Source organism: Sphingobacterium sp. 18053 (genome assembly GCF_902706145.1).
Classification (GTDB): Bacteria; Bacteroidota; Bacteroidia; order Sphingobacteriales; family Sphingobacteriaceae; genus Sphingobacterium; species Sphingobacterium paramultivorum.
Genome location: NZ_CACSJW010000002.1, coordinates 710,203 through 736,666 on the forward strand (window position 1 = coordinate 710,203; position 26,464 = coordinate 736,666).

General features: G+C 39.1%; 20 protein-coding genes. 5 read left to right on the forward strand and 15 right to left on the reverse strand.

Translation table 11 applies throughout. The features are described from left to right. The first annotated feature begins 39 nt into the window (after positions 1 to 39). Positions 40 to 444, forward strand: a complete 405-nt coding sequence (locus tag GVK91_RS06875; protein WP_200845542.1) for a Dabb family protein — start codon at positions 40 to 42, stop codon at positions 442 to 444. Here GVK91_RS06875 and GVK91_RS06880 read toward each other — a convergent pair. From GVK91_RS06880 to GVK91_RS06905, 6 genes are read right to left on the reverse strand one after another with little or no spacing between them, the layout of a single operon-like run. Continuing rightward, positions 437 to 1,765 carry a DUF58 domain-containing protein gene (locus GVK91_RS06880; protein WP_153844509.1) on the reverse strand — a complete coding sequence of 443 codons (1,329 nt, stop codon included), beginning with the start codon at positions 1,763 to 1,765 and terminating at the stop codon, positions 437 to 439. The two genes, GVK91_RS06875 and GVK91_RS06880, sit on opposite strands and share 8 nt — an antisense overlap. Next, positions 1,765 to 2,754, reverse strand: a complete 990-nt coding sequence (locus tag GVK91_RS06885) for a MoxR family ATPase (RefSeq protein WP_153844510.1) — start codon at positions 2,752 to 2,754, stop codon at positions 1,765 to 1,767. The genes GVK91_RS06880 and GVK91_RS06885 overlap by 1 nt, the downstream gene beginning before the upstream one ends. After that, a complete protein-coding gene (locus GVK91_RS06890; protein WP_153844511.1) occupies positions 2,751 to 3,944 on the reverse strand; it encodes a DUF4350 domain-containing protein in 1,194 nt (397 codons plus the stop codon). The genes GVK91_RS06885 and GVK91_RS06890 overlap by 4 nt, the downstream gene beginning before the upstream one ends. Then, a complete protein-coding gene (locus tag GVK91_RS06895) occupies positions 3,941 to 4,819 on the reverse strand; it encodes a DUF4129 domain-containing protein (protein WP_153844512.1) in 879 nt (292 codons plus the stop codon). Before GVK91_RS06895 ends, GVK91_RS06890 begins: the two co-directional genes overlap by 4 nt. Next, entirely contained in the window at positions 4,812 to 5,723 is a 912-nt protein-coding gene (locus GVK91_RS06900) for an ABC transporter permease (RefSeq protein WP_153844513.1), read from the reverse strand. The genes GVK91_RS06895 and GVK91_RS06900 overlap by 8 nt, the downstream gene beginning before the upstream one ends. Next, positions 5,714 to 6,676, reverse strand: coding sequence for a stage II sporulation protein M (locus GVK91_RS06905; RefSeq protein WP_153844514.1), 963 nt, complete (start codon positions 6,674 to 6,676; stop codon positions 5,714 to 5,716). The genes GVK91_RS06900 and GVK91_RS06905 overlap by 10 nt, the downstream gene beginning before the upstream one ends. Positions 6,677 to 6,790: 114 nt before the next feature. On the opposite strand from GVK91_RS06905, the gene GVK91_RS06910 reads away from it, so the two are divergent. Continuing rightward, a complete protein-coding gene (locus GVK91_RS06910; protein ID WP_153844515.1) occupies positions 6,791 to 7,522 on the forward strand; it encodes an RDD family protein in 732 nt (243 codons plus the stop codon). A gap of 285 nt (positions 7,523 to 7,807) precedes the next feature. Here GVK91_RS06910 and fabD read toward each other — a convergent pair whose 3' ends face one another. The 3 genes from fabD to GVK91_RS06925 all read right to left on the reverse strand — a co-directional run bounded on the left by fabD (position 7,808) and on the right by GVK91_RS06925 (position 13,213). After that, a complete protein-coding gene (gene fabD, locus GVK91_RS06915; protein ID WP_153844516.1) occupies positions 7,808 to 8,698 on the reverse strand; it encodes an ACP S-malonyltransferase in 891 nt (296 codons plus the stop codon). Between the two features lie 220 nt (positions 8,699 to 8,918). Next, the gene (locus tag GVK91_RS06920) at positions 8,919 to 10,148 is read right to left on the reverse strand and encodes a pitrilysin family protein (protein ID WP_182330598.1); all 1,230 of its coding nucleotides are present in this window, start codon (positions 10,146 to 10,148) and stop codon (positions 8,919 to 8,921) included. 227 nt (positions 10,149 to 10,375) lie between these two features. Continuing rightward, positions 10,376 to 13,213 carry an outer membrane beta-barrel protein gene (locus GVK91_RS06925; protein ID WP_153844518.1) on the reverse strand — a complete coding sequence of 946 codons (2,838 nt, stop codon included), beginning with the start codon at positions 13,211 to 13,213 and terminating at the stop codon, positions 10,376 to 10,378. A 269-nt stretch (positions 13,214 to 13,482) separates the two neighbouring features. Here GVK91_RS06925 and GVK91_RS06930 point away from each other — a divergent pair, with 269 nt between their 5' ends. Further along, a complete protein-coding gene (locus tag GVK91_RS06930; RefSeq protein WP_153844519.1) occupies positions 13,483 to 14,079 on the forward strand; it encodes a ribonuclease HII in 597 nt (198 codons plus the stop codon). A gap of 30 nt (positions 14,080 to 14,109) precedes the next feature. On the opposite strand, the gene GVK91_RS06935 is transcribed toward GVK91_RS06930, so the two are convergent. From GVK91_RS06935 to GVK91_RS06955, 5 genes are all read right to left on the reverse strand, one after another. Then, positions 14,110 to 16,590, reverse strand: a complete 2,481-nt coding sequence (locus GVK91_RS06935) for a YfhO family protein (protein ID WP_153844520.1) — start codon at positions 16,588 to 16,590, stop codon at positions 14,110 to 14,112. Positions 16,591 to 16,913: 323 nt separating this feature from the next. Then, positions 16,914 to 17,234, reverse strand: coding sequence for a YbjQ family protein (locus GVK91_RS06940; protein WP_046673052.1), 321 nt, complete (start codon positions 17,232 to 17,234; stop codon positions 16,914 to 16,916). A gap of 3 nt (positions 17,235 to 17,237) precedes the next feature. Then, positions 17,238 to 17,924 (reverse strand): TrkA family potassium uptake protein, encoded by a 687-nt coding sequence (locus GVK91_RS06945; protein ID WP_153844521.1) that lies wholly within the window; start codon positions 17,922 to 17,924, stop codon positions 17,238 to 17,240. Positions 17,925 to 18,034: 110 nt separating this feature from the next. After that, on the reverse strand, positions 18,035 to 19,825 hold the full coding sequence (locus GVK91_RS06950) for a TrkH family potassium uptake protein (protein WP_227550074.1): 1,791 nt from the start codon (positions 19,823 to 19,825) through the stop codon (positions 18,035 to 18,037). 146 nt (positions 19,826 to 19,971) lie between these two features. Further along, entirely contained in the window at positions 19,972 to 21,867 is a 1,896-nt protein-coding gene (locus GVK91_RS06955) for a hypothetical protein (RefSeq protein WP_182330597.1), read from the reverse strand. Positions 21,868 to 21,962: 95 nt separating this feature from the next. On the opposite strand from GVK91_RS06955, the gene GVK91_RS06960 reads away from it, so the two are divergent. Then, the gene (locus GVK91_RS06960; RefSeq protein WP_153844522.1) at positions 21,963 to 23,000 is read left to right on the forward strand and encodes a hypothetical protein; all 1,038 of its coding nucleotides are present in this window, start codon (positions 21,963 to 21,965) and stop codon (positions 22,998 to 23,000) included. Further along, on the forward strand, positions 22,960 to 25,413 hold the full coding sequence (locus GVK91_RS06965) for a hypothetical protein (RefSeq protein ID WP_159727576.1): 2,454 nt from the start codon (positions 22,960 to 22,962) through the stop codon (positions 25,411 to 25,413). The genes GVK91_RS06960 and GVK91_RS06965 overlap by 41 nt, the downstream gene beginning before the upstream one ends. 90 nt (positions 25,414 to 25,503) lie before the next feature. Here GVK91_RS06965 and rsgA read toward each other — a convergent pair whose 3' ends face one another. Further along, complete coding sequence (rsgA, locus tag GVK91_RS06970; protein WP_153844524.1) at positions 25,504 to 26,424, reverse strand: ribosome small subunit-dependent GTPase A; 921 nt, start codon at positions 26,422 to 26,424, stop codon at positions 25,504 to 25,506. Between the last annotated feature and the right edge of the window lie 40 nt (positions 26,425 to 26,464).

Genomic DNA, 26,464 nt, shown 5'->3' on the forward strand with positions numbered 1-26,464 from the left:
GAAGGTTTTGTATCTTAAAGCTTCTAAACCGTTTCGATCATGAAAAGACGCAACTTTCTTCTAACACCCATGGTGCTCGTAACTGCTCCCACATGGGCAAATACAGTTCAATCGGATGAGGCTATCGAGTCCAGCACCATTGTCCATGTTGTTAATTTTTGGCTAAAAAAAGATCTCAGTGAAAAAGAAAAAAAGAATTTTGTTGGATTTTTTGAGGATCTTCGAAAAATCGACGTCATCAAAACTCTTAATTATGGCGTTCCGGCTCAGACAAACCCGAGACCTGTCGTAGACAACAGCTTTGACTATACGTTGATTGTCACTTTCAAAAACCTTAAAGATATTACAACGTACGAGACACATCCAATCCATTTAAAAGCGATCGAAAAATATCAACATCTCTGGACAAAAGTAACGGTTAAAGATACCTCCATCATTAAATAAGGCCGCGTGCCTTAATTTCCAAATATTTATTGATGGAGTTAATGGTCAGGTTTTCGGGCGCTGTATAGATTGTCTGAAACCCATTGCGAATCAGTTCCTGTACGATAAGTTGTTTCTCATAGATAAACTTTTCAGCAATGACCTGGTTGTAAATATCTATTGTCTTTTTCGGCGTACTCTTCGCTAAATCCTCTATTTCTACGTTTTTAAAAACAACAACGACAATAATGTGGCTTCTATTTAACATCGACAGATAATTTATCTGACGTCTTAAGGAATCTAAGGTCTCAAAATTTGTATAGACAAAAATCAGCGAACGTTTATTAATATGTGCATTGGCATAACTATATAATCTTCCAAATTCCGACTCCTCAAATTTGGTCGACACCTGGTATAGTGCTTCCGAAATCTTGTGCATTTGATTATTCCTCTTCTCAGCGGCTATAAATGCATTGATATCATTTGAAAAGGTTAATAATCCGGCACGGTCCTGCTTTAAGATGGTCGCATTGGAAAGAACGAGTGCTGCATTGATCGAGTAGTCCAATAAGGTAAGACCGTTGAATGGCATGCGCATTGCACGACCTAGATCAATAAAAGAATAAATTGGCTGAGACTTCTCCTCTTCGTACTGATTGACCATCAGCTTCTTTACTTTTGCAGATGCCTTCCAGTTCATGTGTCTATAATCATCCCCCTGCACATACTCTCTAACATGGTCAAATTCCATAGCCGAACCAATCCGTCTAATACGCTTTATACCCAGTTCATTCAACCGATTACTTGTTGCCAAAAGCTGATATTTTCGCAGTTGAATATAGGATGGATAACAGGGTATTTCCTGTTCTTGATTGGTAACAAACCTTCTTTTGAAAAATCCAAAACGCTTAACCAAAGCCATACAACGACCAAACTGATAAACTCCCCTTTGTGTGGGTCGCAAGGAAAACGAAATTTCCGAGCGCTGAAAGGCCGGCAAGCTTGTCGCAAAATCTTTATCCCGAATTTGAAGCTGTACCGGAAACTCCTCCAAAATATCCACTTTTGTCCCAAACGGGTAAAAAGAATTCACAATCAGCCGCATCGGGTTTTCATCGCCATTGGATAATTTTTCAGGATATATCCTTGTGATCTCAATTCGCCCCTTTCCTGAAAACAAGACAATAAAATCAAAAGCCAAAACAGCCAACCATATCCAAAAAACAATCCATGCCACAATCAACAATCCTTTAACGAAAAAAGAAAATGTAAAGAGTGTTGCTACACCTAATAGGGAGTAGAAGAATTGATTTGTTAGAAAAAGCTGCTTTAATTTCTTCATTATCTTGGAATTTCTACAGAATTAATGATTTGGTCGATGACATAAGCGGTGGTAAATCCTTCCATTTCCCTTTCTGGAGTCAACATGACACGGTGGCCCAATACGGCAGATGCTACCCTCCGAATATCCTCAGGAGTAACAAAGTCTCGGCCTGTCAACGCAGCTGAAGCCTTTGCTGATTCCAACAAAGCAATAGAAGCCCGCGGTGATGCCCCAAGGGTCAAACTTGGATTAGTTCTTGTCTTTATAATAACTTGAGCAATATAAGTTAACAACTCCTCGTGAACAAAGATAGATTTGATCAATTTCTGAAATTCTAAAATTTCTGCGGCCGAGACTACAGCCTGAACCTGATCCTCCTTATTCTGTGCTTTTTGGGCATGGTGCTCCTTTAATATTTCCAGTTCCTGTTCAAGTTCAGGATAATTCACATTGATCTTAAACAAGAAACGATCGAGCTGAGCTTCCGGCAATCGATAAGTACCTTCGTGTTCGATGGGGTTTTGCGTCGCAAAAACAACAAACGGTCCTGGCAATCGATAAGTCGTTCCATCGACCGACACTTGTTGCTCCGCCATACTTTCAAAAAGTGCAGCTTGTGTCTTTGCCGGAGCACGGTTGATTTCATCGATTAAAACAATATTTGCAAAAATAGGTCCTCTACGAAATTCAAATTCATTACTTTTCAAATCGAGTATCGACGATCCTGTTACATCCGAAGGCATTAAATCCGGTGTAAATTGAATCCGCTTGAATTCACTGTGAATAGTTTTGGCAATCAATTTTGCGGATAATGTTTTTGCTACCCCAGGTAAGCCCTCGATCAAAGAATGCCCTGAAGCCAAGATCGAGATTAAGAGCATATCAATCAATTGATCTTGCCCAACGATTACTTTTTTCACCTCCGACTTTACCTGCGCCATTTTATCGAATAAAACTGACACATCTATTCGGTTTTCAAAAGATATATATTTATCGAAGTCACTCATATCATTTTTGCTTTATGTTTAAACTCTTCTATTGTATCATTAATCAATTTGAGATCAGCCACATCATGTTGTTTAGCATCTTCCATACGAACAATCAGCCGGATTAAAGATTGTGTCTCTGCGAGCGAAACCCCAGACCGCTCAGCCAGCTCCTCACTGAACTCTTCTTCCCGCAACATCAGCGTGTCCAAATGAAACCGCATCCGAAGATCGTGCAGGAAGTAATCTATTTTTTTTGCGACCATATTACCTGGTGCACCATTTTCATAATATAAAGTAGCGATGGTTCCACAGAACTCCTTCGAGAGATTTGGTTCCGGGCTCACTACCGCCACAGCCCGTTGCTCACGTCTACTTCTAAACACAAGCAAAAGGACTAGCCCCGCTAACAAAACATACCATGCTTGCCTAAGACCATCATTCATAAGCAATACACGCAAAGGAGTCCGATATTGCCCCATATTCGCTTTAAAATCATACCAAGCGATCGGCTTATCATTTAGATAAGATAACGACTTAGCAACATAGGCATATTGCGAGGCGGAATTCAGCAAGTAATAGTTCCCAAATAAATCAGGGGTCAGGTGAAGATAGAACGTTCCTTTACCAAATTGAACCGCGATGAAGTTCGGTAGCGCAAATTCCTTATAGGTGATCGAGCCCAAAATGGTCGCATTTTTAGGAAGTTTTTTAAATACTTCGCCAAGATCTGATTTACTGTAATGAATTTTATTGTTATCGTTCATCAACCGCACGCGCAACTGACTTTTTATATTTACACCTTTTTTAAAACCATAGAAATTATCTGCTTCCAAACCCAGGGAATCCAATAGATAATTATCAATATCCTCGGCTACAATCATTGCTTTCCCACCCCGGTTTACATAATCCAGTAACTTATCTTCCGCTGCTTCACCCATCGAAAAATAGGACGTATAAAAAAATAAGTTAGCGTCTGTTTTCTTTGTGCTATCCAGATACTCATACAATGGTCGCTCAATTGTTGTATTCTTTTGATCAATGATATGCTTCAGTTCTTGACGCAATACATAAGCTCCAAAGGGATTTTTATCCTTTGCATCAAAAGTCCGATCCCAGATAATAGGTTTCTTACTTGTTGCATCGATAAGAGCTATTAGCACTAACACAACAGTCAATAATATCAATCCAAATTTTACCGATCCCTTCATTTAATCTGTTTTTGATATTGGTGAAACAATTGCTGATATTGACTAAAATTGTCTTCTGTCAATTCAAATTGACCAAACCAGACATAATCAAATATTCTTGTACATTCAGCAAATCCACGACGGAGCTCCTCGTTTTGAATCTCTTCTGCAAATTCAGCATTTGTTTTGCTCAGCTTCCATTTTATATGATCTGATTGCGCTAGTTTTTGAATATTCAATAGCTGTAAGTATCGGATTCCCAATGCATAATTCCTTTGGGCAATAGCCTCTTGAATATAAGGTTCTAGGTTGCTATTCATCAGATTTCGCTCCACATAGGCTAAAACGTCAAGTTCACTCTCCTCTTCACTATGTTTAATAAAATATTGTTTCCTGTTGTAGAGTACTTTATAGAGGATAAACGCTAATGCAATAACAGCTAAAAAGGCAAATACGTAGCCAAACTCTTCCCGAAATTTATAGGGATTATCTGGCATGATGCTTCCAATCCAATCCGCGAGTCGGGCAAGGATTCGCTGTAATACGCCTACCCGATCTTTAATATTTTCAGAATAAACAAAATCGTCCGTCTCGTATCTTTTGATGATATCCTGATAAGGATCCATTTTAAACGAACGTTCTTCGGTATATTTTGGAATCGAATCAAATAATGTGGGATCCCACAGGTCAATTTCATCTTTTTCCTTTTGGCCATTAGGTGCCTTTACGGCTATCGAGTCAATAGCGACAGAATCGGCTACCACTAAGGTAGAATCTATTTGCACATTAAGTGAATCAATCCTATCGCTGTTGGATTCTGTATTCCTTGGTTTGGGATCACAGGCATATATAATCGACAAACAGGCAATGCAGAAAAAAGACAAGAGTTTATTCATCTTTTCCTCCTATCTTTTCGATCATGCCATAAATACGTTCTCCAAATTTGAGATCCTTGGCCGTTTCGTAAATAATACCGTTGGCCAAAACACCGGACATATAAAGAAATAGGGTAAATAGTGTAATAAATAAGCCCCCAAATGTCATCAGCAGTTTTCCCCAGGATGAGTCAAAGAAGGCGGCATCTATTCCAAGGAAGTTGAACGACAAAAGCCCCATGATAATCAATGGTACAATGGAAATCATCATGACAGCCATTTGGAAAATAAAATTCACGATATAGGTGGCAATACCATACTGAATCAATTTTTTGCTCAGCATCACATAGGCGTCCGTAAAACAACTGCCCAGATCCGAATAGCCTTCACGATAAAATAAAAATGAGCAAAATAACCAGATGCCAACCATGGACCCCAAAATACCGATCGCAAAACTTCCGACGAAAGGGATAAAAGCACAAATTGCAGCGACGATGGCCAGGGGAATAAAGACGACAATTAATGCCAATATCATGGCAATTAAAAACATAAAGTATTTCCCGAGGTTTGATCTGAAATTCTTCAGCACCTCCGCTCCCGAAAATGCTGTACTTTTGCGCTCTTTGAGCAGTACAAAATATTCGATAGAAATACCATAAACGTACAGCCCCAAAGCTATCAGTGCCAGAATGAGTAATCCAGCCCAAGTAAAAGCATCGATATCCTCAAAAGAATCACTGTTGGCAGAGAATGTGATTTTTGTAGACAGAAAATAATAAACCAAGGCAATCCCCGCCAGTGGCAGAGCAGATAAACCAAAAATAGTAGAAACAAAGTGCCTATAGATCAATTTAAAAAGGTCTATAAAACTTTGGACAAAGTCCCCTATCTTCCGTTCTTTTTGAAATTCAAAGTCTATTTCCATTGAAATCGTTTTGCTAGTCGATAAGGATTAATAACATAAAAATAAAGGATAGCCAGTAAGGATAAAACGATTATCAATAAACATAACCAAATTGACACATTATAATACCGTGTTACAAAACCTTCCAATGTACCAGCGATAATAAAAAAAGGAATTGTGCTGACGAGAACTTTCATCGCAATCTTTGCTGTACGGACAAAAGATGTCAAACGTGTAAACGATTTAGGAAATAGAATGCTATTACCGATGGCCAACCCGCATCCTCCAGCCACAATAATTACCGAAATCTCAATAGTGCCATGAATCCAAATCGCTGACATGGCTTTCCCCATAACGCCATACTGGAAAAACATATGGTGAAATGCACCAAGCATAATACCATTGCTAAACAAAACATAACCTGTACCTACACTGAAAAATAGCCCAGCAGCAAAGGCCATAAAAGCAACCCGCACATTATTAATCGTAATCCAAATTGCTGACCCAAAGTCACTTCCCTTTCCATATACCGCAGCAGGATCTCCTGCTTTTATGCTTTCTATCGTCGAATCGACATAGTAGTCACCTAAAATAAGCCGAATAAAATCCATATCGTATACAGACGATACAAAACCAATGACCGAAGCCAAAACAAAAATTAAGAATGAATACAGCAAGGGTCGGCGAATCGACCAAATCGCCTGCGGTATCTCTTCATTGATAAAAGATTTAAACTTATTATTGGAAGCTTTCTGATCTTTATAGATTTTCTGATGGACGGTTACGGCCAATTCATTCAGATAAGCCTTTACCTTACTTTCAGGATAAAAGGTTTGTGCATACGCCAGATCATTTGTGAGCTCAATGTAATTTGAGGCCAATTCATCTGGATCAACCTGCATATTAATTGATAAATTATTTTCAATTAACGTCCATTTTTCTTTATTTCGTTCTACAAAGGATGCTTCTCTCATTAATTTTTTTAACTGGCATAACCAAATATAGGAAATATCCATGATTGAAAAGCACAAATTAGAGCTAAAATGACCTAGATATTCTATATTACATTAAATTCAACTAATTTGCATATGAATAAGCTTGAGATAAATACGGCACAAAATGTAAAAATCGAATATAATCTTGCCAGTCTTGGCTCAAGAATGATCGCATTTGCAATAGATTATTTTATTATAGTCTGTTATTATTTCTTTTGCTTTTTTCTCTTGGACAGCATAAACATGAACGCAGGAGATCCCTATCTCTTTTATGGGATTATGATGGCATTGACCTTACCTGCATTTTTTTTTACTTTGATTACTGAAACAGCTTTCGGAGGCCAAACAGTCGGCAAGAAAATCATGAAAATAAAGGTCGTCAAACTTGACGGATCGCGTGCCAACTTCTATCAGTACTTATCCAGATGGAGTCTATCTATTGTAGATATCTGGATGACGATGGGTGGTGTCGCCATTACTTCGATCGTTTTATCCAAAAATGGACAACGCATTGGAGATATTGCTGGTGAAACTTCTGTTATCAGTCTCAAACCCACCTTAAAATTGAGCGACACAATCTACGAAGAGACATTCGACAATCACCCTATCCTATTTCCTCAAGTGATTAAATTGAGTGATAAAGATGCCAACTCAGTCAAAGAGATCTATCAAACAGCTTTTGATAGAAGAGATGTAGGAATTTTAACTGCTTTAGTACAACGGCTGGAAACGGTGATGGAGGTTAAACATCCGGAAAAAATGACCCCCAATGATTTTGTCCTGCAAGTCATGAAAGATCATTACAGTATGTTTAAGGATAAATAGTTTTTAAGCCCATAGTTGATTCGGCATTCTCTCGGTTAAAAAACGGATATCGATCGGAGCTCGTTCGGTGTTTCTTCGGTTGCAACCGAAGAAACACCGAACGAGCTCCGAACAAGCACCGAAGAAGCACCGAGTAATCTCCGAAAATGATCCCTACGTCTTATCCATTTTTACAGGGAATTCTTGATGTGATTCCGATTTTTCGTTCATAAAAAATGCCCTCAAAAAGTTGGACACTTTTTGAGGGCATTGCAAAATAATTCCTTTTTTATACTGAATATTTTGTTACGCGGTCACTGATGCTGCGGAAGTCTGAACTTGACGGTCGACCTTCTTAACCAATCCCTGCAATACATTTCCTGGACCAACTTCTACAAAAGCTGTTGCACCATCGGCCAACATATTTTGTACTGTCTGCGTCCATCGTACAGCGCCAGTTAATTGCGCAATAAGATTTTGCTTGATAATCGCTGGATCTGTCTGTGGTTTGGCATCGATATTTTGATAGATCGGACAGCTAGGCGACAAAATGTCTACAGCTTCTATAGCCGCTTGCAATTCAACTTTGGCAGATTCCATTAGTGGTGAGTGAAATGCTCCACCCACGTTTAATTTTAATGCGCGCTTAGCACCAGCCTCGGTCAATAAAGCACAAGCTTTATCCACACCTTCAATAGATCCCGAAATAACCAATTGCCCAGGACAGTTATAATTTGCAGCTACCACGACATCATCAACCTGAGCACAGATATCTTCCACTATAGCATCTTCCAGACCTAATATCGCAGCCATCGTTGAAGGTTGAAGCTCACATGCTTTTTGCATCGCATTAGCACGTTGTGCAACCAATTTCAAGCCATCTTCAAAGCTCAATGCACCGGCTGATACCAAAGCCGAAAACTCACCTAATGAGTGGCCTGCAACCATGTCCGGTTGAAAAGACTCTCCCAAGGCTTTCGCCAAAATAACCGAATGCAAGAAAATAGCAGGTTGGGTTACTTTCGTTTGTTTCAATTCCTCATCCGTACCGGAAAACATAATATCCGTGATGCGGAACCCTAAAATATCGTTAGCCTGTTCGAACAAGGCTTTCGTTTCATCATTTAAATTATACAGGTCTTGCCCCATTCCAACAAATTGGGCCCCTTGACCAGGAAATACATATGCTGTTTTCATCCCTTATATTTTTTATTCATTTATTTGTCTGCTACCATAGGTATTGAATCTGCCTTAGGCAGTCAATGGTTGAGAAGAACGAATTCCCGTAAGCGCAAACTTAGATAAATTGCTTTTTATATGCAATATAAATTCATGTCAGCCAGCTATTATTCCCATCGTCGGCCCATCGATCTCATATTATTCATCTCCTCTGAAAGGTCTAAATCGGTCCTTAAATTCAGTCTTCGGGAACAAAACTTAGCGACAACATCTTCTTCGGATCAAATACATCTTGTGCTATTTCCAGCAGCCCTGTATTCGTCAAATCCTGAATTTTTTCAATTACTTCGTCCAATAAGATGACACGATCATAGTCCATCACGTTTTTCGCGGCAGAGATAATCATACTCATACGGTTCTCTTCGGTCAAAGCAATCTGCCCAATAAATTTCTGCTTCGCCTTTTTTACTGCAGTTTCGGATAGCGGTTGCTCGCTCAGCTTCGCAAGTTCTTTAAAGACGAGTTTTTTAGCTTTTTCAACTTTTTCTTCATCGGTACCGAGGTAAATACTAAATAACCCTGTATCCGAAAAAATAGTATAATTAGATTCAATGGTATAGGCTATTCCATATTTCTCCCGTATGGAAAGATTCAGGATAGATCCCATTCCCATTCCACCAAGCATATTATTTAAAAGCAGCAGCCCCGTCTTACGGTCATCTCGATAATTATAAGCTAAAGAACCGAGCATATAATGCACCTGATTGATTGGCTTGCCTACGGCAACATGCTGTTCAACAAGCGGTCTGACATCATTGCGGAGACGTTCTATCGTATTTGAAGGCACCGTCCCAAACACTTTGTGCAACAATCGCTCAACTTCTTTTAGCGTATAATTTCCCGTGATACCAATGACCATTTCATTTGTATCATAATTTGCCCGCATAAAATCGACAATATCACCCTTTTGCAGTGCAAGAAGCTGATCTTCCAGGCCCAAAATATTATGCCCTAAACCAGATCCCTGAAAAACCAGATCTTCAAAATCGTCCACAATAGACTCTTCCGGGCTATCCAGATAAGATGCCATTTCATCTACAATGACAGATTTTTCTTTATCCAATTCTATGTCGGGGAAAGTGGAATGAAAAAAGATATCTTCAAAAAGATCTAACGCACGATTTAAATAAGGCTGAAGAATAGAGGCATGTACACAGGTATACTCCTTCGTCGTATAGGCATTTAAATCTCCGCCAACGGATTCCAAATGATTTATAATCTGTTGTGTAGAGCGTCTTTCAGTACGCTTAAATAAAAGGTGCTCAATAAAATGGGCTACACCATACTTCCCAGCAGACTCGTCCCGAGACCCTGCGTTGATGACCATGCAGACATGTGTAACCGGTAAATTTTGATATTGAAATACTACGCGTATTCCGTTTGAAAGTCTAATAATTTCGTATTCCATGCAGTACAAACTTGCTGTAGCTTCTTTTAGTTTATCTATTTTTTGTGCCCATTAACCTTGACAATCTTCCCTAAAACAAAAAATATAAAATCTTACATTTTTTGTTACGTTGCTCTATCTTCAAAATCGTATGGGCATATGAAGTCTTCACAAAACTAGGCATTTTTAAATGCAAAACGGTCATAGCGAAATCACTATGACCGTTTTTATATCCTATAGGAATCAGATTACATACGCGGAGGTCTCATTCCGCCCGGAAATCTATTCTCTCCTTCTGGATTTCCCATCGCAAATTTTTGGAATTTATAGGTAAACAGAATCATAAAATATCGACCCAAACGGTTGGTACGGCTATCTGTAATCATAGACTCACTCACCGTTCTTGAAACATTCGTTTGCTGATTTAACAAGTCAAATGCTTGTAGACGTACAGTACCACGTTGTTGACTCAAGAACTTCTGCTCCAAGTAGGTATTTATGACGAAAGGATTTGCGTTAATGCCGGCTCCATAACCACTGTTGAATTGTTTGGATAGATCCGCTCCGAAAATGGTTGTTTTTGTTATGTTAACAGAGCCAATCAATGTTGGTGTCCAAGAAGAAACATTCGTCGTACGATTTGTCAATGAATTCTCTGTATGATTAAATTGGTAGCGTACTCCCGGATTTATTTCTAAATTCTCGGAAGGATTATATCTAAACATTAAACCTTGATTTAATACAATATTCCGGGCGACGTTCTTTTGACCGATGTTATCATCTTTCTCCGTGGAAACATATCCAATATTTTTATTGTAAGACACACCACCCATTAACATAATATTATATGTTTTTTCTTTCAGTGATTTACCATAATGATAGAAAGAACTCACATTAAATGGCTTATCGCTTGTTTCATTCAAATAGCGGGTTTCAGAAACTAGCGTTGAATTTGTCTGTCCTGTTTGATAATCCATTAGATCATCAAAATAGCTTTTGCTCAAGCTCACAATCTTGTTGTTAGTAAGACCGGCATTAACGAACGCAAAAAAGTTGTTTCCCTTTTGAAAATCATTCTTACGGAATCTTACATTCAATTGATGGCTAAACTCCGGATTCAAATTTGCATTACCGATCACGATACTGGTCCGGTTTGTACTCATATCAAATGGCAAAATTTGGGTTACCGAAGGCTCATTCGGTGTTCCCGAATAATTGACAGAGATATTGGACTGTCTCGAAAATTTATACTCAAAACGTGCAATAGGCATCCAGTTCATGTTGTTCCGATGAATTGGAACCACTAATCCTGAACTGATCGCATCGCCTCTCAATTGAGAAGGCTGAGCCGCTGCTCCAATGGAATAGGTTATTTTATCGCCACTATACAAATAGTTTGCTCCGATTTTATGTGTTGTGAAGGAATAATCATAATTATAATCAAAATTCAACTTGGGATCTTCTGCAATAAGGTTTCCATCGCGATCAAACCCTTGTTGTTTATTCGAATTGTCATACTTGTTTTTGTTGAAATCATAGGTAAACTCTACTTTTCCTTTCTCGGAAACAGGTTCAGTATAATTCACCGAAGCCCCCCCATTCCAACTTTTATTATTTGCTTCCAGAATCGTTTTTTCATAAATCGAGTCTAAAGGAGCATTTGCATTGTTGGGATCAGCCAATAGCCTATCTAAAATTGCATTCTGATCCTTCGTTGTTTTTGCATTATTGAAGTTCATGTTTACAAAAACATTCCTTCCTTTATCATTAAATTTATGATTATACAATCCGCTAATCCCAAATCTCGGTGCAGTAGAATTTGCAACAATATCTTGGGCCTGTGAATTATTAAATACGTTACTACGGTAAGTTAGCGAATTAGTACCTGTCGTTACATCACTATTGTCGTAACCAAACTGAGGAGAAATTTTGATATAATCTTTTGTTGTAGGTTTCCATTCAACATTTGCTTCAAAACGGTGGCTTGCTCCTACCGTATTGGAATTAGATTGAACACTATCCGTTTGCATGATATTAGGTAGTGTATTTTCCTGAAAGCGCTGCGATATTGTTGTATTGTTGCTATGGCTATAACTGTAACTACCGTAAACCGTCAATTTATCATTAAAGTCTTTACGGTAATTCAGCCCAATAGAACCGATTTTAGTTAAACCGTCCGATCCGCCAAACATGCCGCCGCCGCGACGGCCGCCGCCACCTTGGCCACGACGCGCACCACCACCTACGGTACTAAAATCAAATAAGGGTGCATTGGTATTGTTCAAATTTCCCAATACAGAAATTTGTTCACCTTCGCGCATTCCCATCCACATCCCTGTAGCCTGGTAACGATCTTCGGTTCCCACGCCTGCCCGTAGGGTAGTCATGTGTCCTGTATTGTATTTTGGGTCAATCTGAATATTTAATACTTTTTCTGAATCACCCGTTTTATTACCGGTGACATTGGCCATATCGCCATAGTCATCGATGACCTGCATCTTTTGGATAATATTTGCCGGTAGATTTTGTGTAGCTGTCTTGACATCTCCACCGAAGAAATCTTTTCCATTTATACGAACCCGCTTAACAGACTCCCCTTGTGCCGTAACATTACCATCCTTATCGACTTCGACCCCTTGTAATTTTTTCAAAGCGTCCTCTGCAACAGCCCCATCGCGGAGTTTTAGATCTTTCATGGTATATTCGAGGGTATCACTTTTGACAACGACTGTAGGAACACCATCAACAACAACTTCTTGTAGCATCTGTGAGTTCTGTTGTAAAGTCAAACTTGGAATAATATGCTTTGATTCGCCTTTAGGGATACTAAATTCCTGCTCAAAACGTTCGAAACCAAGGTTTGAAACCGTAATTTTAAAGGTGTCCGCCTTGACTTTATCAAAGATAAAAATCCCGGCCATATTGGATCCTGTCGTCATGGAATCCAATTTTGACGTTAATTTCACTGTTGCACCGGCGACAATTCGATTCTTGTCGTCCTTCAACATTCCCTGTACGCTCTTCGTCTGGCCATAAACGGTCCATCCCATCAGCATACTAAACAAAAAAAGCACAAAGCCTCTCATAATACGTATTTTTATATTTCTATAATTGATAAATCTTTGACTCTAAAACTATTGCTCAAGTTTAATTTGAAACAATATGGCCTAGACAAGAACAAACTTTTATTTTGTTAATGGAAATTATTCCAACGTTTTAATAGTCTAGCGCTCTAAATCTTTACAAAAGAAGACATTATTAGTGTTAATTAATGTAAACGGTCGATATTCACACAGAAGTTACAATAGATAACTCTAAATTTATTTGTATTTTCGGCTATTTTAAAGAACTGAACATGCTATTATCATATTATCAGGAGCAGTGGATAGAGGCCGGCTGTGACGAAGCGGGAAGAGGTTGTCTGGCAGGGCCAGTTTTCGCTGCAGCAGTGATTTTCCCGACAGACTACCATCACGAACTTCTTAATGACTCCAAACAACTTAGTGAAAAAAAGAGGATGGCTTTACGCCCCATCATTGAGCGCGAAGCCCTTGCTTATGCCGTTGCGAGCGTCTCAGCAGAAGAAATAGATCGCATAAATATCCACAAGGCGAGCTACCTAGCGATGCACAAGGCACTTGATCTCTTAAAGACCAAAGCCGAGTATATTATTGTTGACGGGAACAAGTTTATTCCATATCAGCAAATACCACATACATGTATCATCAAGGGCGACGGGAAATATCTATCGATTGCCGCAGCTTCGATTCTGGCTAAAACTTACCGGGATGAATACATGGATAACATCGCCTTGGATTATCCCGATTACGACTGGCTCAACAACAAAGGGTATCCTACAGTTAAGCACAGAACAGCCGTATTGGCACACGGCTCCACTCCACATCATAGAAAGAGCTTTAGAATAACCGATCCGCAGCTCAAATTATTCTAAAGCTCTAAAATGCTTCGAAAAGAAACAGCTTTAAGCCGCTGTTTCTTTTTTATTCCCTCTAAAGGAGAAATATATCGCCGCTCCTATTCCCAGTACAAGAACAATAGACGAGATTAATGTCAATAAATTACCCATTTTGTGCGATTCAGGATCAAAGATAAATTCTACCTTATGTGTACCTGCTGGCAACTGTAATGCTCTTAGGATATAGTCGGCACGAATAATTGGCGTTTCCTTTCCATCCACATAGGCTTTCCAACCTTTATCATAAAATACTTCAGAAAATACCGCAAATGCATCACTAGCCGCTGTATATTCATATTGCATTTTATCCGGGTGGTATGATGTCAGTTTAATCTCGCCTGATGTCGACGCATTCGAAGTCTTCGCTTTTACTTCATTTTGATATTGCTGGTTGACAAAAGCTTCTTTATGCGGATCAAACGAGCTGATAGCCTGCATCTCCTCGGCATTTCCTTTCACAAAACTTACCCGATCCACAAACCAGGCATTTCCTGCCGCGGTACTTCTCCGCACAATACGCTGTGATTGATTTTGAGGATCTGTTGTAATCAGATAACGCACATTAAACATATCCAACACATCTTCATTGAGCGCACCATTAAATTGATTTTCCAGAATTTCCTGGAAGCGCATTAATTTTGCAGCATGGTATCCACCTAGAGATTTATGGAAGTAGGATGGACGGGCATCCGAAAACGGGTCCGAAGTCAAGTCTAGTACGCGGTAGCTTGGATCTTTATCCATTAAGATCAATTGATCCACTTCACGTTGTTGGAATACTTGCTGTGCAGTAGCTCCTTTTTCCATAAAAGATTTATCATTCAAAGAGCGTTTATCTATGCTCCATAAGTCAAACAAGAATAAGACCAGCAATGTCCCCAGTAATACACCTTCGCTCAGTTTCTTCTTTAAAAAGACCCAAACAAATCCAAAAGTTAATAGAACGATGACAAAGGAACGATAGGCATCTTTACTCGCAATATCTTTGCGATCTAAGACCAATTGATTTGCCAACTCCGTCGCAAAGGCCTTGTCGCCTATCTGGTGCTCAAACGTTGCTACTAAATTGCTATGCTCAGCATTCCTAAAACTTAAAAAGAGATCGGGCATCACGCCAATAAGAAGACAGACGCCGCCGACACCAATAAAAGTATACAGCACTTTTTTATCTAAGTGTGGAATCTCCTTCGCCCGTGTCAAAAGCTCGTTGACAGCCAAAATTGCCATCATAGGTACTGTAATGGAAACCACAACAAGAATGGATTCAACAGCCCTAAACTTATTGTACATTGGGAAATAGTCAAAGAACAGATCTGATACAAGTGTAAAGTTTTTTCCAAATGACAAAAGCAATGCTAAAATGGTTGTTGCCAAAATCCACCACTTGATCCGATCTTTGACAATAAAAAGGCCTAAAACAAATAGGAAAAAAACACCGGCCCCAAAATACCATGGTCCCGAAGTAAAACGTTTATCGCCCCAATAGGTTGGCATGCCTTGAGCCATCTGACCAGCTTGAATCTCCGACGCACCTCCTCGTTCCATTAGGAATTTAGCGACATGTGATTTTTCGTCCAATTGTCCGCCAGTTGAACCACCATATGCATTTGGAATCAAAAAGGTAATGGTTTCACCAATCCCTTGGCTCCACTCATAGGCATATTCTTTATCAAGCCCTTTCTCTTTGGTGTTGTTGTTATCAACCTTCGTGATATTGGCATGTCCACGCGTACTTAATTTACTATATTCCCAAGTTGGTAATAAAATTGATGCATTTACCATCAAAGCGATGACCACTGCGATAATCTGCCTACCCGAAGCAATAAAAAAACCTTTTAATTGTTTTTGTTTAATTGCATCTACGAAAGTGAAAATCACGTATACCATCAGGACTATCAACAGGTAATAGGTTGTTTGCAAGTGATTTACACGAATCTCCAGCGAAAGAAACAGAGCCAATAATACAGGGCCCCACAATTTACTTCCCCGATAACACATAATGACCGCAGCAATAACGGGTGGAATAAATGCAATTGCATTAGCCCTTGTTATATGCCCAGCTTCAATATAAATAAAATTATAGGATGTAAACGCAATGGCTATTGCACCAATTGCTGCCAGCCAGGGTTTGATCCTTAAGACACTAAAAAGGAAATAAGCACCCAACAAATAAAACAGCACCGTATCCATTGGGCTCGGAAAGGCGAACTTAACCGCTTTTAAGAAATAAGTACCAATGTTATTCTCATTTTCTTGCCAAATTTGATAAGTCGGCATCCCGCCAAACATAGAGTTAGTCCATAAGGGCGCTTTACCATCCTTTGCCTTAAAATCAAATAATTCCTTCTGTGCCGCCTGCGCTTGTACCACATCCGACTGCGCAAGCGTTTTTCCTTGCCAAACAGGGGTAAAATAAAAAAATACGAGCGCAATGAATATCGCAATAACGATCAAATGTGCCGAATTCGCCTTAAACCAATTTTTCATCCGTATAAATTTGTCATTTAAAGGTGATGAATATATCTAATTTATTCAATTTACCAAATAATCGTTCATTCATAACTTGCCTTTCGTTGTATTTATGAACACATTACACGCGGTTTGATAAAACTCGATGATTTCATTTACCTTCTTAGGTTGTTTAAAAGTCTTAAAAGCCAAACTTAGATAAATTTGTTTTTATATACAATTATAATTATCGCTCAGATTGCTGTTAACAGAAAGTTTATAATAGGTATTAAATACGATCGATCCATGTCACGTCTTTTAAGCACTAAAAAAGCCCTAATGTTATTTAGGGCTTTAGGTAATTAAGATCTCATTTTTACGGCCGTTCCCGTTGCGCCTACCATCATCATACCCCCTGTTCCTACGGTTTGAAAGTCCAGTCGAACCCCAACGACAGCATCAGCCCCTAAAGCGCGAGCGCGGTCTTCAAGTTCACGTAGCGCTGCCTCACGGGTTTCCTGGAATGCACGTTCATAAGAATTGGATCTTCCGCCAAAAAAATCACGAAAACCCGCCATCATATCCTTGATTGCATTCGCTCCCAGAACCACTTCGGAAGAGACTATCCCCAAATAACGTTCAATTTGGTGCCCCTCAATAGTACCAGTTGTTGTCAATAACATATTTTATTCTCCTTTTTGAATTAACTTATTAATATTGGATAACTCCCCAAAAACAACCAAAATATCGCCTTCTTCCATGATCGTTTCCGAGGCAGCAATTCCAGAGGCTTCCTTTTGTTCTTTGGTCACACCGTCCTTCTTCGTTTCTGTGATCTTCACAGTGGTCAACACGATAACCTTGTATAAATTGGTCAGGTTCGCTTCACGTAATGTCATGCCCACATAACGAGCAGGCACTTTAGTCTCCACAATGGAATATTTATCCGAAACCTTAAACGAATCGACAATATCAATATTGTCCAAGCGCATCGCCAATCGCTCAGCAGCTTCTTCTTCGGGCATAATATATTCATTGATTTCCATTGCCTCCAAAACAGTCTTTTGTAAATCTGAAACGATACGGCCAATGATACGTTTGACCTTCAACTGTTTTAAGAGGGCCACGGTCATAAGCGAAGCTCCTTCATCTTCTCCAATAGCAACAATGACAGCATGCGCATCTTTCAGTGGTAATGAAGAAACCGCCTCTCGGTCGGTTGTGTCTAGGCATACCGTATGTGTTATCTTGTCCTTTAGCTGTTCAACGATGCTGAGATTTCGGTCGGCACCAATCACCTCATGTCCGAGCTCAGTAAGATGTATTCCTAAAGAACGTCCAAAATGCCCCAATCCTAAAACAATATACTTCATATCTCAAACTAAAATAAATTTACTTTTATTTCCAAGCTCTCTTTCGATTTATATACTTATATTTCTCTGATAAGGCCTTCAAGAGTTAATCAAAACACCCTTCTATGTACCTAAAACAAGATCTTTTCTTCCGGAAATACAATATTTCTCCGTGTTGTATTTTTAATAAAAGCGACCAGCAGAGTCAGCATGCCCACACGTCCGACGAGCATTGTTAAGGCAATAATCAATTTTCCGCCCATACTGAGTGATGGTGTAATCCCCAAACTTAACCCACATGTTGTATAGGCTGATAGTGATTCAAAGAGGAGTGCTTTCATACTCTTATCGGGATCTGTAAAAATGAGCACAAAAAAACTGAACCCAACGACGAATAGCGACAACAGAATAATAGCAAACGCTTTGTTAACAGACTCGCCGGCTATCCTCCTTTTAAAAATCTCAATATATTCTTTTCCCTTAGCCAGAGAAACAATATTCAACAGTGAAACAGCAACGGTAGTTACCTTTACTCCCCCACCAGTAGATCCGGGAGAAGCCCCGACCCACATCAGAAGCATAATCAAAAAAACAGTCGGTGGCCCGACAAAACTCAAATCAACACTATTGTATCCTGCCGAACGCGCTGCATTGGCCATAAAGAAGGAAGTCGCCCATTCACCATCGATTCCCCGCTCAAGAGAAAGTGTGTTCCCTCGCTCCAAAAAGTAGAAAAACAAAGTTGCACCTACAATAATAATCGCGTTACAAATCAGCACCAATTTAGAATTAAAGCTAAAGCTCCATGCTTTATGCTTATAGTTTTTCTTTGTGATCCATCGGTGATAATAAAGCAATATGGATTCTTTAATATAGGTGTAGAAATTCAATACAATTCCAAAACCCAAACCGCCAAGAATGAAGAGCGACGATAACGCCAATTGGAATGGGTAATTGAATTTATAGGCTTCATTGGTAATTCCCCCAGATAAGATCGAAAATCCAGCATTACAGAATGAAGAAATAGAATGAAAGATCGAAAAGAAAACCATGCTCCCTAAATTTGGAAAATTAGCACTTTCTAGGGTACTAAAGATCAGTATAGCACCAAGAAACTCAAACAGCAGCGTAATAAATATCATGGTCAATAGGGTTTTAATGACAGAGGCAACTTTATTTTCACCTAGAATTTCACCAAACATCAATTGGTTCTTAAAAGAAAATCCCCCGGAGAAAAAATAGCCAAAAAAACCTGTAAAGGTCATAATGCCCAATCCGCCTACCTGTATCAGGACAATGACCACAGTTTGTCCGAACATGCTAAAATTGGTTGAAATATCGGCAACCGACAAGCCAGTGATACAAACAGCACTAGTTGCCATAAATAAGGCGTCCACAAAACTTAATGGAGCTTCTACCGTGGTACGGGGCAGCATCAAGAGTACGGTCCCGAGCAAGATAAGAACCAGGAAACTGATGACAAATAATATTGTCGGATTAAAATAAAAATTGTCAAAGAAAAGCGTGCTTTTCGATAGCTCCGCGATAAAAATAAGATAGATTCCTAGATAAACCCACTGTTCTCTTGAAAAAACAGAAAGCGCTCCAAATCCTGCAAAACGGGCAATAAGAATAAATACAAAGTAAATGAGGATAACTAAGCCCGCGTAATGCTCAACAGCAATTTTTTTGAGTGCGTAAATGGAAGATGACTCGCGGAGAGCAATCATGAAAAAGAGGACAAAGAAAAGATAATGAATTGTTTTACCCAGCAATTTTCCCAATGCAGGATCAGTGACATAGCCCACATTGAAAATAACGATTGCAGCGCAAATCATGCTCACATAGAACATGATTTTGTCTACAAGCCCATTTTTATATTTGAAAACAAATCGGATAAAACTTAAAATCGAATCTATCATAATGTCTCAAACTAAGATAAATCTGTCAATAAATGCAAATCTATCTCCGTTGTATTTTTTGGCGCGCTAACGAAGCCGACAATGAGTATTTATAAAAAATAAGGGCTACAGCATCAACCGGTAACCTTTCCACGTGAAACGGACCCTCAATTTCCCGTTCCTTCTTTCTCGAGTTCCTTTTCAGCTTTTTCACGGTCACGCTTCCGCTTCTCTTCAATCTTTGCCGCCTCTTTGGCCTCATCTTCCTTTTCTTCCTTCAGCAACTCCTCAGGAGTTTTGTGTTTCTTAAATATACTTGAAATCATTTTCTTGGCTTTGCTGATTCCCCCAACGACTTTTTCAACTTTTCCAGCCGTATTCATCAGTTTAGCCTCCCGTTCTGGACCAAGACCGACACATTGTTTGATTCCAACCAACAAAGTCTGCCACATCGCTTTAAAAAACGGATGATTGGGATCCCGACGCTTGTTAATATGCCCCACCGTATATTTACCGTATAAATCCGGATTGCCCGGATTAAACAAAACCTGATTAATCATAAAAGACAGCAGCCCTTTCTTTTCTCGACGACCATCATCACCTGCCTCTGACAGGATATTAACTTTGAGGTCGTCATAATCCATTTTAAAGGTTCCTTTACTACGGTAATCGTTAGCCCAAATGTCAAATGTAATCTGACTGAGATTGCCCGATTTTACCTCAACATTTAACAATGGACGAATCATTTTATTAACGACTGTTAGATCCATTTTCCCAAGTGTGCCCTTATAGGTGTAGGCTCCAACTTTAGAGGTCATATCAAACACAAAGTTGGTAGAAAGCTTACCAGCATTCATAAAATTGCTACTCAAATTTGCACGCATTAGCTTCTGCTTAAGCAATTTTGTCGAATCATTTGTCACATTTAATATTGTCCCATAAGTGTGATCAAAAGTAATGGTTCCGATTTGACTATACTCATCACTCATTTCAGAATACGCAATTCCAATATTATCTAAAATCAATGAATCAATTCCCAGGCGTGTCGACATTTGCATTAATTTCATATGCGGAGCATTTCCAATCTGACTGGTTGGAGGGCTTTTATAATGCTTATCACTGTAAATCGAAAGTGAACCATTTTTTAAGCGTGCATTTTGTGCGTATATTTTCTTATCCCGGGAAAGCTCGGCAAAATTGAATCCCGTCAAAAGAAGTGTGTCCATTTTCAGCACCATATAGCTTCCACCCTCTCCTTTCTTCCGGTAATAAGCCGCCTTATTCAGCGTCGGCTGATAAGCAACTTTAGTCAACAGGACATTGCGGTTTTTACTATTGATTTTCAACTGATCGAAGTTTACTTTATAAAACCCATCCGGAGTTTTATAGGTAAAACCGGGCACCTCAATATCAATCATTTTCGTATGATAGAAGCGCTGTCTGTCGTGCTCAGAAGTCGAATCGATCAAAACATCATCTATCCGGACTTTGACCTTCTTGACCTCGAAATCTTGATAAACTCCTTTTTGGACTTGCGTATATTTAAAATCAATGTCATTCAAATTGACAGCCCGCACCTGAATTTTTTTCAGATTGTCCTTTATTTTCTCATACAGTGGTTTTTTAGGTCCCCGACTCACCGTATCATTATAACGGTGTACCTCATTAATGACATGAATCGTTGGTCTTTCGACGGTGATATCATTCAGAAAAAGTTCCTTATCCATCAATACCCTCCGAATACCAAAGCTTTTTATTTTCAACCTATTGATGGAAATTTCGAAGCGGTTATCTGGTGCTTTCTTGACCAGCTCCAACTTTTTATAGATGGAACTATCTGACACGAGATGCAGATTATCTATTGTTATATTCCCTAATAATAGGTTGACGTGGATATCGTCGTATTTAATAGTATACAAATTGTCCGTTGCTTGAGACACCAGCTGTTTGATTTTAGTATCTAAAAGAGGCTTCCACTTATTGCTAAAATACCAAATACCTCCAGCCAATGCCAATAGGATAAACGCTACAATACCAAGGATCCATTTGAAAATAGGCTTCATAAAGTCACAATCTCTTTGTAATTTCGTCTTTATTTTATTGAATAACAAACAAAATTAAGCCCATTTTGTTTGAATAACGACTAAATAAAGTGAATATGCTGCGTAAAACACAACTATTTTTATTTCTTGTACCGCTCTCTCTACTTTTTTTAAGTTCCTGCACCAAAACAAAGCATGAAACAGGCTTCTATTTTTGGAAGACAGTATTTCAGTTAGACACCGTAGAAAGCCGCTCTTTAAAGGAAATTGACGCGAAATCTATCTATGTCCGCATCATGGATATTGATTTCGATCCATCTGGTGTACAAGCCGTCCCTATTAGCCCCATTACGTTTTCGCAACCTGTCCCCAAAGAACAGCAGTTGATTCCTGTAGTATTTGTCAACCAACGTATTTTTGTAGAAATGGATAGCCTGCAGATCAGAGGACTGGCAAATAAAATTGTTCCGTTTGTGACGGCTAAAATACAACAAGCAGGAAAGGAAAAATTTACCGAACTTCAACTGGACTGCGATTGGACAAAGACATCCCGTGATAAATTTTTCTACCTGCTCACCTATTTACAACAATTGCCAGCCTTAAAAGATGTTGTCGTAAGCTCTACTCTGCGGCTACACCAGGTCAAAAACACAGTCACCAGTGGAATTCCACCTGTGAAAAAAGCAATGTTAATGTGTTACAACATGGGAAATCTCAGACAATTTGGCAATCAGAACTCCATTTTAAATCAACAGGACCTCAAGACCTATCTAAGCGGAACATTACGCAACTATCCCATGGAAATGGATATTGCATTACCGCTATTTCAGTGGTTTGTCGTTTTCAGAAATAATAATTACATCGGTATTTCAAAACATATCAATGAAGAAGATCTCAAAGACTCGTCATTGTTTACCCATAATCCCAATACGAACCTCTATATTTTAACGAAAGATCTCCCAAAAGCAAACCTTAAAAAGGGAGATGTTATACGTTTTGAATCCATAAATCAGGAGGAACTCTTACAAACGGCAAAATTTTTGAAGGGAGAGCTGAAAGGAAAAGAACACCGGATTATTTTTTATCATTTAGATCAAGCTACACTAGCAAACCATGGCAATGCCGAATTACAAAAAATTATTGCTGCTTTCTAGCACGACATTAGCTTTCTTCTTTGGGGAGATCGCAACCAATATCGCCTGTGGTCCTGAAATGGATCCTTACGACAATCAAACGACATATTATCTCCCCAATCTGGAGGACAATGGATTTTCTGCCTTTCAATTTATCCCATACCAATTTCTTTATACGGAAGAAGCTCCAGTCAAAGAAAGTTTAATCAATGCCGAAACCTGGGCTAAACACTTAGGTTCACAGGTCAAGGTTAAGGATATCGAACAATTGATGTACAATAGCAACGATGCAACTGCTAATTTAGCAAGCAATCAACAAAAGTCGGCTTGGACAAACCTTCCCGATTCCATTAGGGGAAATACGTTCCTAAGCACGTTGATTGACGGAAAACATGAAGCTGAACGTGCTTATTTTATGTTCACCAAAAAGCAGGAACCTATCACGAATATTCAACATAACTATTGGGATCCGGATACCCGAAATTTCAAAGAAATTACTCAATTTGCTGAGCTCGCCGAACAGCAGATCACGAAGTACCCCAAAAATAGCTTTCTCTATATCCGTTATGCTTATCAAGCCGCCCGCTTATATCTATTTGGACAGGAATACGCCAAGAGCATGACAATCTATGAAAAGTACCTGCAACCGGCTAAGGGAGATGAAGCCATCCTCAATTGGGCACTATCCAACTACGCTGGCGCTGTACGCAAAAATGGCGATGCAGCAAAGGCAGCTTATCTCTTTTCCAAATTATTCACTGCCAGTCCAGAAAGGCGCATCCTAGCGTATACTAATTTCCATTATATCACAGCCAGCGATGCCGAGATATTTCAATATGCAAAAAATGATGCAGATCGATTCAATATCAATGCTATAATAGGCTTTGGCACAAGTGACTATGCCCTGAAATATCTGATCGACTGCTATCAGTTCGATCCGGCCAATACCGTAAATGCCGTACTATTGGGACGCGAAGTCAATAAGATAGAAACAGAAATGAACGAGTCTTTTTACCTCAGTAGCGATAATTATAATTACTACAGTAAAAATGACGATAAAGGAAAGGTTAAACTACATCTGGATTCTCTCCGCAATTTTGCCCTAAAACTTTATCGCGACAAAAAATATATTCAACCCCAATTAGGCCTTATTACTGCTGCCTACCTAAGCTGGATGAATAAGGAAAATACGTTAGCAAAAGAATACCTTTCCGAAATAAAAGAGACTGACCTCAGTCCAAAATTAATTGATCAGCTTCAAATTACCCGATTGCTCACGCAATTAACTGACTGGCAAAGCAGTAAGCAACTAGATGAAGTTCAATTGACCAAAACGCTATCTTGGTTAGAAGAAAAAGCAAAACTTGATGGTAAAGAAGATATCCGCAAACAAAATTGGGGATATAGTGCTTTTGAATATAGCAACTATAGTTTAATCTGCCGGAATATTCTACAAAATCTTGTCGTAAAACACTACTTAAGTACACAAGATACCGCTATGGCTAGTTTAGCTGCTGTAAAGGCGGATGCCTTTTACAACTATGGCTTTGTGAAAGACTCACTGGAAGATAATATGCAGTGGACAACAATGCACTTCTGGGAAAATAGCCTTACACCTAAAACGCTGTTAAAAATAAGAAATTTACTGTCGGACAATTCCCAACAGAATACCCTATCTAAATTCTTATTGAAGGATATCAAACATTTCAACAAAGATTATCTCACAGAATTACTGGGTACAACCTACCTGCGCGAACTGGATTTCCAAAAAGCAGCAAAAACTTTAGCGGGACTTCCTAAAGACCATAAAATAAAAGAAATTAAAAACTGGTACGATGCGGATGAAAGCGATATTACACCGAATCCATTTATTGTTACTATAAATGATTACCCAAAAAAATATGGTAAAGAGTCCACCACTAAGCTAAAATATGCTGAACGCATGGCACGCTTGGAAAATGCTATAAAAACGGAAAAGAACAACCAGAAAAAAGCCGAGTATTATTTCCAAATGGCCACAGGTATCTATCAGACAAGCACCTATGGAAATGCTTGGTCCCTGGTGTCCTATGACTGGTCGTCCACAGACAACCACGCAGCTTCGACACTTCACTGGCAACGAAATTATCTACAGACAAAATCAGCAAAAGAATGGTACAGCAAAGCGCGTACGCTGAGCACAGACAAAGAGTTCAAAGCGAAATGTACCTTTATGCTTGCCAAATGTGAACAAAAAGATTTTGTTTATACCAATGAATCGCGTTGGCAGTATTATGATTCACCCTTGAAAAATCCTTTTTACCGTTTCTCAATGCAGAATAAGTATTTCAAAGAATTGAGCACGCAATATAAAGATACACCATTCTTTACCATCGCTTCGAAAGAATGTACCTATCTTCGCGACTTTTTAAACTTGACACAAGCGATACATTAAGGGCTTCTTCCTTCCTCGCTTTACAAAAAAATAGCGCCTTCCTGATGTAAGAAGGCGCTATTTTTTTATAAAGATTAAGATTTATATAGATTAAGATCTACTATCCTCATTATGATATATACTGAGGTAGCTATCGTAGCGCGAACTCTCAATAGAACCTTCTTCCACAGCCTCCATAATGACACAACCGGGTTCATTGATATGCCGGCAATTATGAAATCGACATTGATTCATCAACGCGCGCATTTCTGGAAAAAAATGAGATAGCTCCTGTTTTTCTATATCGACAATTCCCAACTCACGAATACCAGGCGTATCAATTAGCTTACCTCCAAAAGGAAGATCGAACATTTCAGCAAAAGTAGTTGTATGCTTTCCTTTGTCGGACCAATCGGAGATTTCACCAGTTTTCAACCCGTATTCAGGAACGATTGCATTGATTAATGTTGATTTACCAACCCCAGAATGGCCTGATACCAAGGTTATTTTATCTTTAAGCAGTTGCTTGACAACGTCGATATTTGTACCGGTTAACGCAGAAACCTCGAAACAGGGGTAACCAATATGTTCATAAATAGCTTTATAGTCTGCCAATATCTCCAATCCTTCATCACTAAAAAGATCCAATTTATTGAAAATAATTACGGCAGGAATTCCGTACGCCTCTGTTGTTACTAGAAAGCGATCGATAAAACCTAAAGAAGTTGGTGGCGAGGCAAGTGTCACCACTAAAAAAGCCTGATCCAGGTTTGCTCCGATAATTTGAGTTTGCTTGGACAGATTGACGGATTTTCGAATGATATAATTTCGACGAGGTTCGAGTTCGTGAATGACCGCACTTTCCTGATCAGGTTCCACATCAAAATGTACCCAATCACCCACAGCAACAGGATTAGTCGTTTTTATTCCTTTGGTACGAAACTTTCCTTTGATACGACAATCGTATCTTTTTTCATCTTCACCCAAAACTTGATACCAACTACCTGTCGATTTAGTTACCAGTCCTCTCATAAATCCTGTTGCATTAAATGTGTCATAGTACAAAAATCGG

Bases quoted from the DNA above. Each gene is read 5' to 3' on its own strand.
- GVK91_RS06900 (WP_153844513.1), bottom strand. From the start codon at position 5,723: ATGGAAATAGACTTTGAATTTCAAAAAGAACGGAAGATAGGGGACTTT.
- GVK91_RS06940 (WP_046673052.1), bottom strand. From the start codon at position 17,234: ATGTTATTGACAACAACTGGTACTATTGAGGGGCACCAAATTGAACGT.
- GVK91_RS06885 (WP_153844510.1), bottom strand. From the start codon at position 2,754: ATGAGTGACTTCGATAAATATATATCTTTTGAAAACCGAATAGATGTG.
- GVK91_RS06920 (WP_182330598.1), bottom strand. From the start codon at position 10,148: ATGGAATACGAAATTATTAGACTTTCAAACGGAATACGCGTAGTATTT.
- rsgA (WP_153844524.1), bottom strand. From the start codon at position 26,424: ATGAGAGGACTGGTAACTAAATCGACAGGTAGTTGGTATCAAGTTTTG.
- GVK91_RS06950 (WP_227550074.1), bottom strand. From the start codon at position 19,825: ATGATAGATTCGATTTTAAGTTTTATCCGATTTGTTTTCAAATATAAA.
- GVK91_RS06945 (WP_153844521.1), bottom strand. From the start codon at position 17,924: ATGAAGTATATTGTTTTAGGATTGGGGCATTTTGGACGTTCTTTAGGA.
- GVK91_RS06905 (WP_153844514.1), bottom strand. From the start codon at position 6,676: ATGAGAGAAGCATCCTTTGTAGAACGAAATAAAGAAAAATGGACGTTA.
- GVK91_RS06935 (WP_153844520.1), bottom strand. From the start codon at position 16,590: ATGAAAAATTGGTTTAAGGCGAATTCGGCACATTTGATCGTTATTGCG.
- GVK91_RS06960 (WP_153844522.1), top strand. From the start codon at position 21,963: ATGCTGCGTAAAACACAACTATTTTTATTTCTTGTACCGCTCTCTCTA.
- GVK91_RS06875 (WP_200845542.1), top strand. From the start codon at position 40: ATGAAAAGACGCAACTTTCTTCTAACACCCATGGTGCTCGTAACTGCT.
- GVK91_RS06880 (WP_153844509.1), bottom strand. From the start codon at position 1,765: ATGAAGAAATTAAAGCAGCTTTTTCTAACAAATCAATTCTTCTACTCC.
- GVK91_RS06925 (WP_153844518.1), bottom strand. From the start codon at position 13,213: ATGAGAGGCTTTGTGCTTTTTTTGTTTAGTATGCTGATGGGATGGACC.
- GVK91_RS06890 (WP_153844511.1), bottom strand. From the start codon at position 3,944: ATGAAGGGATCGGTAAAATTTGGATTGATATTATTGACTGTTGTGTTA.
- GVK91_RS06895 (WP_153844512.1), bottom strand. From the start codon at position 4,819: ATGAATAAACTCTTGTCTTTTTTCTGCATTGCCTGTTTGTCGATTATA.
- GVK91_RS06910 (WP_153844515.1), top strand. From the start codon at position 6,791: ATGAATAAGCTTGAGATAAATACGGCACAAAATGTAAAAATCGAATAT.
- GVK91_RS06965 (WP_159727576.1), top strand. From the start codon at position 22,960: ATGGCAATGCCGAATTACAAAAAATTATTGCTGCTTTCTAGCACGACA.
- fabD (WP_153844516.1), bottom strand. From the start codon at position 8,698: ATGAAAACAGCATATGTATTTCCTGGTCAAGGGGCCCAATTTGTTGGA.
- GVK91_RS06955 (WP_182330597.1), bottom strand. From the start codon at position 21,867: ATGAAGCCTATTTTCAAATGGATCCTTGGTATTGTAGCGTTTATCCTA.
- GVK91_RS06930 (WP_153844519.1), top strand. From the start codon at position 13,483: ATGCTATTATCATATTATCAGGAGCAGTGGATAGAGGCCGGCTGTGAC.